General features: G+C 58.5%; 8 protein-coding genes. 1 reads left to right on the top strand and 7 read right to left on the bottom strand.

Annotated elements, in window-relative coordinates; translation table 11 throughout:
• Window positions 1–48: 48 nt before the first annotated feature.
• From GYK42_RS24375 to puuE, 7 genes are all read right to left on the bottom strand, one after another.
• Window positions 49–3465 (bottom strand): TonB-dependent receptor, encoded by a 3417-nt coding sequence (locus tag GYK42_RS24375; protein WP_166449590.1) that lies wholly within the window; start codon window positions 3463–3465, stop codon window positions 49–51.
• Between the two features lie 791 nt (window positions 3466–4256).
• On the bottom strand, window positions 4257–5768 hold the full coding sequence (locus GYK42_RS24370; protein WP_166449589.1) for an adenosine deaminase family protein: 1512 nt from the start codon (window positions 5766–5768) through the stop codon (window positions 4257–4259).
• 43 nt (window positions 5769–5811) lie between these two features.
• Window positions 5812–7128: a guanine deaminase gene (gene guaD, locus GYK42_RS24365; RefSeq protein ID WP_166449588.1), complete on the bottom strand. Its 1317-nt coding sequence runs from the start codon at window positions 7126–7128 to the stop codon at window positions 5812–5814.
• Between the two features lie 9 nt (window positions 7129–7137).
• Window positions 7138–8205 (bottom strand): xanthine dehydrogenase accessory protein XdhC, encoded by a 1068-nt coding sequence (gene xdhC, locus GYK42_RS24360; RefSeq protein WP_166449587.1) that lies wholly within the window; start codon window positions 8203–8205, stop codon window positions 7138–7140.
• 9 nt (window positions 8206–8214) lie between these two features.
• On the bottom strand, window positions 8215–10560 hold the full coding sequence (gene xdhB / locus GYK42_RS24355) for a xanthine dehydrogenase molybdopterin binding subunit (RefSeq protein WP_166449586.1): 2346 nt from the start codon (window positions 10558–10560) through the stop codon (window positions 8215–8217).
• Between the two features lie 10 nt (window positions 10561–10570).
• Window positions 10571–12037 carry a xanthine dehydrogenase small subunit gene (gene xdhA / locus GYK42_RS24350; RefSeq protein ID WP_166449585.1) on the bottom strand — a complete coding sequence of 489 codons (1467 nt, stop codon included), beginning with the start codon at window positions 12035–12037 and terminating at the stop codon, window positions 10571–10573.
• 99 nt (window positions 12038–12136) lie between these two features.
• Window positions 12137–13090 carry an allantoinase PuuE gene (gene puuE, locus GYK42_RS24345; protein ID WP_166449584.1) on the bottom strand — a complete coding sequence of 318 codons (954 nt, stop codon included), beginning with the start codon at window positions 13088–13090 and terminating at the stop codon, window positions 12137–12139.
• A 121-nt stretch (window positions 13091–13211) separates the two neighbouring features.
• On the opposite strand from puuE, the gene uraH reads away from it, so the two are divergent.
• Window positions 13212–13565, top strand: a complete 354-nt coding sequence (gene uraH, locus GYK42_RS24340; protein ID WP_086140153.1) for a hydroxyisourate hydrolase — start codon at window positions 13212–13214, stop codon at window positions 13563–13565.
• The last annotated feature ends 249 nt before the right edge of the window (window positions 13566–13814 follow it).

The raw sequence follows: 13814 nt of genomic DNA, 5'->3' as shown, positions 1-13814 counted from the left end.
CGCCACCAGCCGTTTTTTAGTTTGCCAAGCTACGAGGCAAGGACGAGATTAGAACTCGTACTTGATCGTTGCTTGCAGTGCCCATTGCGATTCGCCTTTGGCTTGACGCGTTTCCAGGTCCTCCACCACAGCGCGGGTGTTGTAGACGTACTTACCGTTTTCCATACCCACGTAGTCAACGAAGCTGCGTACTTGACCACCGGCCGACTGGAAGGCCACCTCATTGATGCGGCCCCATTTACGGTTGAGCATGTTACCAACGTTCAAGATATCGAAAGTAAAGATACCTTTGTGACCCTTGAAGAGGCCTGGCACTTCCTGGCTCAGACGCACGTCGAAGCTGTTAGTCCATGGTGCAAAGCTTTCGTTACGGCCAATCACGCCGCCCTTGGCTTTACGCAGGTCGCCATTCGCATTGACGACGCTCCAGAACGCTGCTTCGTTGGCAGCACGTGCCGCTGGCGTGGCGCCGGCAAACACGACGTCACCCGAACCTGGCGCTTTAGGAATGTACATCAGGTCGTTGCCGGCCAGACCGTCACCGTTCAAGTCATTGTTGATGGTCCAGCTGTATGGCTTGCCGCTACGGCCTTCATAGAACAGACCGAACGTGGTCTTGTATTCACCGAAGAAGCGTTTTTGCCAGTTGACGTTGGCAGTGAAACGATCCTTGACCATGTAGTTCGAGTTCGACGCGACATTCTCGTTCGGATTGAAGACGGCACGGCCGCCCCAGTTCGAGCTCGACGTCGACGACGTCAGCGGCGACACTTCCGTGGCATCGCTATATGTGTACGACGAACCCCACGACAGGCCTTCGCGCAGCGGGCTACGCAGCGACAGCGTCAACACGTTCGATGCACCCTTGTCAGTATTCGTAGCCATCAGCACTTGGCCGAATTTCTCATTGGAGCCCGCCTTGGTCAAGGCGCTGCAAGATGCACCACCTTTCAAGCTGCCCGAAGCATTCCAGCACGTGGCGTCATACGCGTTCTTGCCATAGTACAGAGGACGGCCATCGCTACCGGTTGCCGTTGGCGCCCCCAGATTCAGCTCTTGGTAGTAGATCGAGTTCTTGGTTTGCAGACGCAGATACTCTGCACCTACGATCAGACCCATCCATGGCAATTCATGTTCGAATGCCAAGTTGGCTTTCCACACCGAAGGTTGCGCCAAATCAGTGCTCAGCAAGTCCACCTTCATCGCCGGGATCACAGGACCAAGATTGGTAGGCTGCTTGGTTGGATCTGGGTTGAAGAAGCCAGGCGTGTCCAGGCAGGTACCGGCCGAAGACGAGCATGTGTAGTTTTGCGTAGCCATGCCGGTGTTCTGGTATGGATTGCCCAGCCAGACACTAGCTGCCGCGCCCTGGAACAGGCCGAAGCCACCGCGCAGCTGCGTCGGACGTGCCGAGTCAAACTTGTAGTTGAAACCGACGCGTGGCTGGTACAGGTTTTCACCGTCGATGGTACGCGTATTATCCACACCGAAACCACCCGTTTGACGGCCATACTGGCTGGTACGTGCGACCGTTGGCAGCGCCGCAGTCGGATTGTAGATGGGCTTTTCGCCGATGCGGGTACCATCGACGCGCAAGCCGGCGCTGATGGTCAGTTGCTTGCTGACGTCCCAGGTATCTTGCACGAACAAACCGAGGTTTTTCAACGAGAACGTTGCAGTGGCGTCAGCCAAGGTGCGACCCGGCTGCGGTACCTGATAGCTGTACGAGCTTGGTCGACCCAGCCTGAAGTTTTCCAGTACGGCAGCTTGAATCTGTGCTGCAGTCGTGGCCTTGTTGCCGCAATCGATAGCACCGAACGAATACGTGACCTTGGTGCTGCTGTTGATACAGCCAAAGGTGTAGTTACCGTTAACGTTTTGCAAGAATGCATTGTAGACATCGTTCTTGCTGTAGTCGGTGCCGAACTTGACTTCGTGATCGCCCAGCGCCCAGGTACCGGCCGCATAGAAATCTTTGGTCTTGGTACCCAGCACGTTCATCTGGCGGCTTTGTTCCGTACCAAAGTTCAGGAAGCGGTTACCGGTAGCCAAGCTGGCTGGCGCGCCATCCGGCAACGCACCCGAGAACTGCAAGCCCATGGCTGGCAAGTAAGCATTGTTTTTCGGCACGCTATCATACTTGCGCGACGAAACTTTGACTTCGGTCGAGAACGTCGGGGTCCATTCAGCTGTCCATTGGCCAACCAGGGTTTCCAGGTTCTTTTCCTGGTTGTACCAGTAAGAGCTCAACGACAGGCCCGTCGGCGAGAAACCCGTGTAAATAGGCTCAGCCTGCTCAGTCTTAGCGTAACGCAACATGATGCGCTGGCTATCGGTTAAGTTCCAGTCCAGCTTCAGCAGCTTTTCCTTGGCCGTAAATGCTGAACCGTCAGGGATCGCCAGACTGCCGATAGGGATGCCATACTTGTCCTTGGCGATGGCGATGGCACCGTCAATGGCCGATTGGGTAACTGCCACATTGGTTTGCGCACTGCCGACCGGACCGAAAGCTGGAGCGCCGCGCGAGCTCTTGGTTTCTTCGTAGTTAGCAAACAGGAAAAGTTTGTCTTCAATCAGCGGGCCGCCCAGGGTGATGCCCTTGGTGGTATCTTTGGATTTTGGCGGTGCGTAGTAAGCGCCGGTGGTGTCGTTGTAACGGTCGCCAGCGGTGCTGTCATTGCGGAACACGTAGTAAACACTGCCCTTAACCTTGTTGGTACCAGACTTGGTCACGGCGTTGATGTTGGCGCCCGTGTAACCTTTTTGCGTCACGTCATAGTTGGCGACGTTCACTTGCACCGACTGGATCGCTTCGATCGAGATCGGTTGTTTGCCAGTAGCCGTACCGGAAGCTTCCAGGCCGAAGGTGTCATTCACGGCAACGCCGTCAATCGTCATCGAGTTGTAACGCGAGTTCTGGCCAGCCACGGAAATTTCGCCGCGTTCCTTGTCGGTTTGCGAGAGGCGCGGATCGGCGCGGGCGTAATCTTGCAGGCTGCGCGAGATGGACGCCTGGGTTGCCAGTTCGGTCGGGCTGATATTGGTGCCAGCACCCATGTTGTTGCGGTTAAACACTTGGTTGCGGATGGCGTTCGTGCTCACATTCACCACTTGCATCTGCGAGCCCAAGGTCGCATCGACGCTGGCCGTTTCAGCCAACTGGATGAAGACGCCTTCGCGTTTTTCCACTTCGCCATTCTTGGTGATGGTGATCGTGTAAGGACCGCCTGCGCGCAAGCCACGTGCAACATAACGGCCTTCTGCATCGGTGGTCACGTTGCTGGCGGAGCCAGATTCAACGTGAACGATATTGACCTGGGCGCCAGCTGCAGGCTTGCCGTCATTGGACGAGATACGTCCGCTGATGGCCGAGGTAGTGTTCTGTGCGAACGATGGTGCCGCCGCCAGTGCAATAGACAGGCTTAACGCGATTTGCGTCAGCCGAAGTCGTTTGTGATTGATCATCTTTAACCCCAGAAAAGACTATTATTTTTGAAAATCCTGGATTGCCCACCGTCCGGCTGCGCCGCACAGCAACACAAACACAAGATCTCCTCTTTACGATGCTGCAACTGTTACGCCGGCTGGACTGGCTGCGGTCCTGACAAGACCATCGCAAAACGCCGCTCCACACATCACAACTATTCCTATCCAGACAATTACGGCGGAAGAAAACTGCGACCGATCCGTACGACCCAGGGCGCTAGCACCTGTGTCATTCATCCCACATGCTTACCCGGCTAACATGGCAAGCCGCGAGTGTAATTGTTAAATATTTCAAGACTGTGACACGGCGGCAAAATACAGAAGAATGTCGTCATTTAGCTGCGCGACTGTTTGTTTCACTCTGCATCTCACCTTTATTTACTGCAAATACCCATCTTCATACGATATCGCCCAGATGAATTGTGACTTTTTAATATCATCTTCATCTCACTATGCATCATCAAAAAATGGATGACAAATACGATTTTTTTTACATATTTATATATTTAAAATATAAATAGCATAGGGTAACTAGCTGGATTGATATCGTGATGACAGCGTCCGGGCTTATGGCGCGTGATTATAAATGAGCAATATGTACTTGAAATTGATTCATCCATGAAATCGGATAAAGTCGTGTATCTGCCGTTAATTGTGTCGCATGGCCGCCACAAAATTAACAAAATAACAGCATGGTATTTAAGATGAAGAATAAAAAATGGCCGGAAAATCCGGCCATTTAAAAGTATCAGTTGCGAACGTCACGCAACTTACGGTTTGCCACCCTTGTCACCCTTGCCTGCCTTGTCAGCCGCGGCAATTTGCGCTTCAAAACGGATAAAACGGGCATCGAGCGCTTTCAGCAAACGCTGCTTGTCTGCTTCCGCCAGGAAGGAATAGCGCAGGCTGTTATACGACAGCTTTTTGATTTCCGCATAATCGGTCTTGTACTGGCTGGCAAACAGCACGTATTCATTCGACAAGGTATTGCGCGAGACGCCCGCGTCATCGGTGGAAATGACGAACGGTACGCCATACTTGCGGTACAGGGTAATCGGATGCGCCTGCCCCTTGATACCGAGTATGTAATCATTGCTGGTCAGATTCACTTCCACGGGGATGTCCCGTTCGCGCATCTTCTGCATGGTCGACAGCGCATTGTTTTCGTACGCGATGTCCATGCCGTGACCGATACGGTCGGCGCCCGCCACATCGACGGCTTCGGCGATATGGAATGCCATACCTTCCGGCGGTACCATGCCCAGCGCCAGCTCGCCGGCGTGCAGGGCGATCTTGACGTTCGGATATTTGGCCTTGAGGAACTTGAACATTTCCATGTGCAGGCTGTAGTCGCGCATGGACACATTCACGCTTTCCTGGCCCACGATGTTCACGCCCACCAGCAGCGGATTCAGGCTGGCGGCCTTGAACGCGGCCACCATGGACGAGAACACTTGCGATGGCGACAGGAAGCGCAGCACATACGCCTGGTAACGCATGGTGAAGTTCGCATCGTCGATGCCGGCGCTGCTGGCGTTGACGTTGTCGTTGTAGGCGGTGATGCTTTTCTGGAAGCTGGCATCCTGCTCCAGATTCTGCGTCCAGTTGACCAGCACGGCTTGCAACGCTGCCGGCTGCAAGCCCGGCGCCAGCACCTGCTGGTCGAACTGCGCGTTTTGCACGAATGGCGACAGTTCGAAGATCGTCTCGATGTAGCTGAGGTTTTCCGCGATGGCGCGCTGCTTCAGGGTTTTCAAGCCGTCGGCCGTGTTGCTCGACGCGACGGGACCGAAGTAGCCGAAGGTGTCAAAAAAAGTGCGGTCCGGCGGCGTCTGGATGGCGCTGTGGTTATAGAAATCCTTGGTCGACCAGCGCTGCAGCAATTCCGCATACAGGCCCGCGTCGGCAAACACTTCCGTGGACGACAGGCAGCCACGCTGCGCGGCCGGTTTGGCGCGCTCAGCCGCCACGACGTCCTTGTTGCTTTCGATGCGGTAGGTTGTCTTGTTGACGCAATAGTTTTCCTTGTCGACCCAGTCGAGGAATTGCTCGGCGTAGATGGCGCCCGAGTAATGATGATGCAAGTCGCCGCCCTTGGGCATCATGGAAAAGAACAGGCTCAACTCGGCTGTCTTCGGCTGCGCACCAGCAAGCAGGGCGGCGAAATGGCGCGCGGTAGCCGCTTCGTTGGAAGACGGGGTGGGCACGGCCTTGGCGGCCTGCGCCGTTCCGGTCAATGCCAGCGCGGCGCCAAGCGCCAGGCCAGTGAGTTTCTTGTGCATTCGCGTTCTCGCTCAGGATAATTCGTGTTGAACAACGGGTAGGTCAGCCCTGCCCCCGCACATGCACGCATTGCCCGCCCGAATAGGTGGCGGCCACGGCGCGGTCGTCGCCCAACAGCGCAAAGGCAAACAGCAATTCCTCCAGGCTTTGACAGCCAGCCGTGCGGCGCTCGAGGAGCGGCGTCGATTGCTTGTCGAGCACGATGAAGTCCGCTTCTGTGCCTGCCGTGAAATTGCCCAGAGTGCCTTCCAGCTGCATGGCGCGCGCCGCGCCCAGAGTCGCCAGGTAAAACATGCGCAAGGCGGGCAGATAGCTGCCTTTCAAGCGTGCTACTTTATAGGCTTCGTTCATTGTTTGCAACATTGAGAACGAGGTGCCGCCGCCCACATCGGTGGCCAGCGACAGCAGCACTTTCGCCGCGTCGGCCCGCTCGAAATCGAACAAGCCGCTACCGAGGAACAGGTTGGACGTAGGACAAATGGCGGCCGCCGACGACGTTTCCGCCATGCGCGCGCGGTCGCGCTCATCGAGCCAGATGCAATGGCCGAACATGGCGCGCGGGCGCAGCATGCCGTAGTGGTCATACACATCGAGGTAGCTGCGCGCCTGCGGATGCAGTTCGCGTACCCAGCGGCATTCATCCTCGTTTTCCGACACGTGGGTTTGCAGATACGTATCCGGGTAGGCGCGCGCCAGCTCGCCCGCCAGATGCATCTGTTCATTCGTCGACGTCGGCACGAAACGCGGTGTGATCGCGTACAGCGAGCGGCCGTGCTTGTGCCAGCGCTGGATCAGCTCTTCGCTTTCGCGCGCGCCTGACTCGGCCGTATCGCGCAGGAACTCAGGGCAATTGCGGTCCATCATGACCTTGCCCGCCACCATGCGCAAGCCGCGCGCCTCGCTGGCACCAAAGAAGGCATCGACCGATTGCGGATGCACGCTGCCATACACCATCGCCGTAGTGGTGCCGCAGCGCAGCAGTTCGTCGAGGAAAAACTCGGCCACGTTGCGCGCATGCTCGGGATTCTCAAACGCGCGCTCGGCGGGAAAAGTGTACGTTTCCAGCCATGGCAGCAAACCCGGCGCGGGCGAGGCGATCATTTCCGTCTGCGGGAAGTGCAAGTGCGTATCGATGAAACCGGGCACGATCAGCTTGCCGCGGTAATCGACAATCTGCGTGTCAGGCGGCAAGGTCGCCTGCAGTTGCGCGTAATCGCCGGCTGCCACGACCTTGCCATCGGCCACGATCAGCAAGCCATCCGCATGCCAGGCATGCGCCTCCTCGCTGAAGGCGGGATCGGCGTGGAAGTGCAGCAAGCTGGCTCGGTAAGCTTGCAATGTGGCAGGAACAATCGGCATGACTTCTTTCTATAACGGGTGAATGGCGGCGCGTGTTGGGCGTCGCGGTGGCGCGCTGGCAGAGGCCAGCCGCAGAGGTGCGGCCAGGGCGGCAGCGGCCGCCTCTTCCCACACCATCAGTAATTGACAGGCAACGGACGCGGCGATCACGGCCGGCGCCTTGTTGCGGATACCAGGCATGCCGATCGGGCACACCATGGCGGCAATGCGCTCGTCCGGCACGCCGCGCGCCTGCAGGCGGTGCTCGAACTGCTTGCGTTTCGTGTGCGAACCGATCAGCCCGAACCAGCCCGCATCCTCGCGCTCCATGATGGCTTGCGTCAAGCGTTGATCGAGCGCATGGCTGTGCGTCATGACGAGAAAACTGCCACTGGGTGGCGCCATGGCGACAAATTCCTCGGGCGTATCGGTGGCGGCGATGCGTACATTATCAGGTAGTTGCGCGGGAAACATGTCTTCGCGCTCATCGACCCAGGTGATATTGCAGGGCAAGTGGGCCAGCGCACGCACGATGGCGGCGCCCACGTGGCCGGCGCCGAACAAGGTCAGGTGCGCGCGCGGCGCCAGGCAAGGGTCGACCAGCCAGCGCCGCCCTTGGCTATCCTGAGCGACATGGGTTGCGCGCTCGCGCAAAAACGTGTCAGGCGCCTGTTCGCCAGTGCCGGCGATCAAGCTACCGGCAGCGTCGAACAGGGCCGAGGCAGGTTCGCCGTCGAGCGCCGTCAACCGCCAGCTGTCTTGCTGGCGGCGTTTGCGCAAGGCGGCCAGTAACGCATTCAGGCTGGCATCGATATACTCGAACGCCAGGTGGACGACACCACCACAGCATTGCCCGAGACTGGGCCCCAGCGCGAAACGCTCGAGCCGCGCATGGGTATCGCTCGTGGCCAGCATGGTCTTGGCAATTTCCACGGCGCGCAATTCCAGGTGGCCACCACCGATGGTATCGACTTGGCCATCGAGACTGACGCGCATCTTCGCGCCCGCCTCGCGCGGACCGGAACCTTCGACCAGGGCGACCGTCACCAGCACGGATGCCTGCGTGTCGTCGTCCATCGCTGTCAGCCATTCGCTCATCTTCTGCTCCTATGCGCCGGCATGCGCCGCTTGCACGGCCATGATCGCCTTGAGGATTTCCTCGCTGGTGGCGGGCGCATTGAGCGGTGGCTGCACGGTGTGATGGCCCACGCTGGAAATGGCGTCGCGGATGGCAAAAAAGACGGAAAACGGCAACAGCAGCGGCGGCTCGCCCACGGCTTTGGAACGGTGGATGCTGTCTTCCACGTTGCGGTTCTGGAACAGGTTCACACGGAAGTCTTCCGGGCAATCGGAAATGCCGGGAATTTTATAGGTCGATGGAGCATGCGTCATCAGCTTGCCCGCCGCATTCCACCACAGCTGCTCCGTCGTCAGCCAGCCCATGCCCTGGATAAATGCGCCTTCCACCTGGCCCAGATCAATCGCGGGATTGAGCGATTGGCCAGCGTCGTACAAGGCGTCCGCGCGCAGCAATTTCCATTCGCCCGTCAGGGTATCGACCACCACTTCGGCCACGGCCGCGCCATACGCATAGTAGGAAAACGGATGGCCTGTCATCGTCTTCGCATCCCACGATAAACCGGGCGTGGCATAAAAACCATCCGACCACAATTGCACACGGGCCAGATACGCCTTCTGCACCAGCTCGGGGAATGGCACGGCGTGACCATTCACGTGGATATGGTTGTCGAAGAAGCGCACAGCATCCATTTCGCTGCCGTACAGTTTGACCGCGTACTCGGCCAGGCGTTCACGGATCTGGCGCGCCGCATCCTGCGCCGCCTTGCCGTTCAGGTCGGCGCCTGTGGAGGCCGCCGTGGCCGACGTGTTCGCCACCTTGCTCGTATCGGTGGCCGTGGCGCGCACCTTGTCCAGGTCCAGGCCCAGTTCGTGCGCCACCACTTGCATGACCTTGGTATTGATGCCCTGCCCCATTTCCGTGCCGCCATGGTTGACCAGCACGGAGCCATCCACGTACACGTGGACTAGCGCACCAGCCTGGTTCAAATGCGTGACGTTGAAGGCGATGCCGAATTTCAGCGGCGTGAACGCCAGGCCCTTCTTCAAGATGGGGCTGGCTTCGTTGAACGCATCGATGGCGCGGCGGCGCGCGCGGTAGTCGCTGCTCGCTTCCAGTTCGGCGACGAGTTCATGAATGACGTTGTCGACGATTTTCTGGCCATACGGCGTGACGTTGCGTCCTTCTACATCGTTGCGCCCGTAGAAATTGAGCAGGCGAATATCGAGCGCATCGCGTTGCAAATGGCGGGCGATTTCATCAATCACGTACTCGATGGCAATGGCGCCCTGCGGCCCGCCGAAGCCGCGGAAAGCCGTGTTCGACTGCGTATTCGTCTTGCCGCAGGCGGCGCGGATATCCACGTCGGGCAGGTAATAGGTGTTGTCGAAATGGCAGACGGCGCGCGTGGCGACGGGGCCGGACAAGTCGGCCGAGTATCCGGCGCGCGTGGTCATGTCGACCTTGGCGGCAAGGATACGGCCTTCATCGTCGTAGCCCACTTCGTATTCATAATAAAAACAGTGGCGCTTGCCCGTCACCAGCATGTCGTCGTCGCGGTCGGCGCGAAGTTTCACGGGGCGCTTCAGTTTCGCCGCCGCAATCGATGCGGCCGCCGCCCACAGGGCCGACTGCGATTCCTTGCCGCCAAAACCGCCGCCCATGCGCCGGCATTCGACGGTAATGTTGTGCGAATGCACGCCCAGCGCATGCGCCACCACGTGCTGCATCTCGCTCGGATGCTGGGTCGAACACAGCACCAGCATACCCTGCGCTTCTTTCGGGATGGCGTAGGAAATCTGTCCTTCCAGATAAAACTGTTCCTGCCCGCCCACATACAGCTGGCCCTTGACCACGTGCGGCGCGCCCTCGAACGCGGCCTGGTAGTTGCCACGTGTCAGCTGCATCGGCGGCAGCACGTACGATTGAGCGGCCTTGGCCGCTTGCGGCGTCATGATCGCGGGTAATTCCTCATACGACACCTGCGCCAGGCGAGCGGCGCGGCGCGCATGGTCATGCGTATCAGCCACCACGATGAAGATAGGCTGGCCCACGTATTGCACCAGTTCCGCAGCCAAGATGGGGTCGTCATGGATGATGGGGCCGCAATCATTGGTGCCGGGAATGTCATGTGCCGTATAGACGGCGACAACACCGGCAGCAGCGCGCACGGCGGACAGGTCCATGGCCGTGATGCGTGCGTGGGGCTTTTGCGACAAGCCCAGCGCCGCGTGCAAGGTGCCTTGCAGCTCTGCGATATCGTCCGTGTACGTGGCTTGCCCCAGCACATGCAATTGCGCCGATTCATGGGGGCTGGGCTTGCCCACGGCGGCCCAGGTGGCTTCTTGCAATTCGGGCGTGGCAGGATGGTTCATGCTGGTCCTTTCAGGCGCGGCAAGCGTAAGCGTTGACGGCAGTGCGCAACAGCGGCGCACCAGGGCGTGTTTCCAGCCAGAAGCGGTGCAGCAGGTTCTGTGCCGTCGTCATTCGATACGTGTTCGACGCGCGCACATCAGACAAGGGCGCGTAATCGTCGGCCAGCAAACGCATGGCAATGACGAGGTTATCCTCATTCCACGCCTGTCCCCGCAAGAATGCTTCCGTTTGCGCGGCGCGCTGCGGCGTGGCTGCCATGCCGCCAAAGGCGATGCGCGCATCGATGATGCGCTCGCCCTCGAGTTCAAAGGCAAACGCGGCGCACACGGCCGAGATGTCCTGGTCGAAGCGCTTGGCCAGTTTATACGTGCGGAAATGAACGTCGGCACGCGGCAAGGGCACGCGTAAGGCTTCGACGAATTCACCGGGCTGCAGGTCTTTCTTTTGGTAACCCAGATAGAAGTTTTCCAGCGGCATAATGCGCTGGCCAGCAGGTCCACGCAGCACGATCTCGCTGCCCAGCGCAATCAGCCACGGCATCGAGTCGCCGATCGGTGAGCCATTGGCCACATTGCCGCCCAAAGTACCCGCGTTGCGGATTGGCAAGGAAGCAAAGCGCTGCCACAGTTCCGACAGCTCATCGGGATAATGCTGGCACAGTGCAGCATAAGCATCGTTGAGGCTGGCACCGGCGCCAATCTGCAGCTTGCCATCGTTCACGGCGATGCTTTTCAGTGCGGCCACGTTGCCCAGATAAATGATGTCGCCCAGGTCGCGCAGTTGCTTGGTCACCCACAAACCCACGTCGGTAGAGCCGGCCAGCATGCACGCTTGCGGCTTTTTCGCGCGCAGCGCCACCAGTTCCTCAATAGTGCGGGGCGCGTGGAAGTGCTGGCCGCCATGTTCATACGTGGTCACGCTGCCGCGCTGCAGCGCCTGCAATTGCACTCGCAACGCATCGCGGTCAAATGCCACATGTGGCAGTTCGCCCATGCGTCTGGCCGCATCGATGATGGGCCGGTAGCCCGTGCAGCGGCACAGATTGCCCGACAGCGTGTCGTCGATTTCACAGCGCGTGGGCATCTCGCCGTTTTTCTCCAGATACATACCCCACAAGGACATGACAAATCCGGGCGTGCAAAAACCGCATTGGGAACCGTGGCATTCAACCATCGCCTGCTGCACCGGGTGCAGGGCGCCATCGGGCTGCTGTAAGTCTTCCACGGAAAACAGGGCCTTGCCATCGAGGGTGGGCGTGAGCTGGATGCAAGCGTTGACGGCCTTCATCTCGACCTGGCCGTCGACCAGGCTGCCGATGACCACCGTGCAGGCGCCGCAATCGCCCTCGGCGCAACCTTCCTTGGTACCCGTGCAATGCAAATCCTCGCGCAGGTGCTGCAACACAGTCTGCGTAGGGGCGGAGTCGCGTACTTCCTGTACGGCACCACGGTAGTAAAAGCGGATCGGTTCTGACATGCTGGCCTCGGTATAGTCCCAGTATAGGAGATTAACACCGGCATACGGGACAACTATATGCAAAGACTGATTTTACTTATCATCCCATCTCAATAGAACTCACTCCTGGAACGGATGCGTCGCATGCCAATGTTCGGCAATATCGATGCGGCGCGTGATCCACACTTGCTCATGACCCTGCACATAGTCGAGGAAGCGCGCCAGTGCGGCCGCACGGCCAGGCCGTCCAACCAGGCGGCAATGCAGGCCTACGGACAACATCTTCGGCTGATTCAAGCCGTCCGGATCGCCTTCCGCGTACAGCACGTCGAAGGCATCCTTCAGGTAATCGAAAAACTGCGTGCCAGAATTAAAGCCCTGCATCGCGGCAAAGCGCATGTCGTTCGTATCCAGGGTGTAAGGCACGATCAGTTGCGGCTGCACCGCCGGCATGCCGGCGGCATCCGTGTACGCGACCTTGTCCCAGAATGGCAGGTCGTCGCCATAATAATCGGCGTCATAGCGGAAACCGCCATGTTCGACCACCAGTTTGCGCGTATTCGGCGAATCGCGCCCCGTGTACCAGCCTTGCGGGGCGGACCCCGTCAATTCGCGGATGATCTGCACGGCTTCGCGCATGTGTTCGCGTTCCGTTGCTTCATCCATGTTTTGATAGGAAATCCAGCGCAAGCCATGGCAGGCGATTTCATGCCCCAGTTGCTGGAATGCAGCCACCGCTTCCGGATTGCGTTTCAATGCCATCGATACGCCAAACACCGTCAACGGCAGGAGCCGCTCCTCGAACATGCGCAGCAAGCGCCATAAGCCGGCGCGTGAACCATATTCGTAAATCGACTCCATGCTCAGGTGGCGCGCGGGAAAAGCGGCCGCGCCGATCATCTCCGATAAAAACGTTTCCGATGCGGGATCGCCATGCAATACGCTGTTTTCCGCCCCTTCCTCGTAATTGAGGACAAATTGCAGGGCGATGCGGGCCTTTCCCGGCCATTGCGGATGGGGGGGCGTACGGCCATAGCCGATCAAGTCGCGTGGATAATGTTCGTAATTGTTCATGCGGAGGCGCGCCTATAGGAGGACAATGTTGGCTATATGCCCAATCATATAGCTAGGCGCAGTCGCCGGTATATGATTTGCACGATAAGCACATTCACTCACCCTATATACAGGATAGCAAATGGGAAAACTCAGCACGCATGTACTCGATATCGCCCACGGCAAGCCGGGAGCCGGCGTCAAGGTGGCCCTGTTTTCAGTCGCGCCGGAAGGCAAAGTGTTATTGAAGATGGATATGACCAATAGCGACGGCCGCTGCAGCACGCCATTGCTTGAGGGCGACAGCATGAAGGCGGGCCAATATGAACTGGTGTTCAACGCAGGCGACTATTTCGCCGCCCAAGGGGTGGAATTGCCCTCGCCCCGCTTCATCGACCTGGTCACTCTGTCCTTCGGCATCGCGCATACGGATGAAAATTATCACGTGCCGCTAGTGGTATCGCCGTGGTCGTATTCCACTTACCGCGGTAGCTGATCCCGCGATGCCAACAGTGTTCTCGGATTACGCGCTACGCTAATCCGACCTACCGCCATCCAATAAACGTAGGTCGGCTTAGCGCTGCGCGCGTAAGCCGACGCCACCACCGGCGCCAGACAAAACCACCAGACGAAAAAAAACCCCACCATTGCTGGCGGGGTTTTTCTCTACTGCGAATAACAAGCCTGACGATAACCTACTTTCACACTGGTTGCAGCACTATCATCGGCGCAAAGTTGTTTCACG

It is taken from the genome of Janthinobacterium lividum (assembly GCF_011601275.1).
GTDB lineage: Bacteria > Pseudomonadota > Gammaproteobacteria > Burkholderiales > Burkholderiaceae_D > Janthinobacterium > Janthinobacterium lividum_E.
The sequence above is the reverse complement of the archived record's forward strand: the minus strand, read 5'-3'. Positions and strand labels throughout refer to the sequence as shown.

Excerpts from the sequence above, each read along its gene's own strand:
- GYK42_RS24375 (WP_166449590.1), bottom strand. The coding sequence starts at position 3,465 with ATGATCAATCACAAACGACTTCGGCTGACGCAAATCGCGTTAAGCCTG.
- GYK42_RS24370 (WP_166449589.1), bottom strand. The coding sequence starts at position 5,768 with ATGCACAAGAAACTCACTGGCCTGGCGCTTGGCGCCGCGCTGGCATTG.
- guaD (WP_166449588.1), bottom strand. The coding sequence starts at position 7,128 with ATGCCGATTGTTCCTGCCACATTGCAAGCTTACCGAGCCAGCTTGCTG.
- xdhC (WP_166449587.1), bottom strand. The coding sequence starts at position 8,205 with ATGAGCGAATGGCTGACAGCGATGGACGACGACACGCAGGCATCCGTG.
- xdhB (WP_166449586.1), bottom strand. The coding sequence starts at position 10,560 with ATGAACCATCCTGCCACGCCCGAATTGCAAGAAGCCACCTGGGCCGCC.
- xdhA (WP_166449585.1), bottom strand. The coding sequence starts at position 12,037 with ATGTCAGAACCGATCCGCTTTTACTACCGTGGTGCCGTACAGGAAGTA.
- puuE (WP_166449584.1), bottom strand. The coding sequence starts at position 13,090 with ATGAACAATTACGAACATTATCCACGCGACTTGATCGGCTATGGCCGT.
- uraH (WP_086140153.1), top strand. The coding sequence starts at position 13,212 with ATGGGAAAACTCAGCACGCATGTACTCGATATCGCCCACGGCAAGCCG.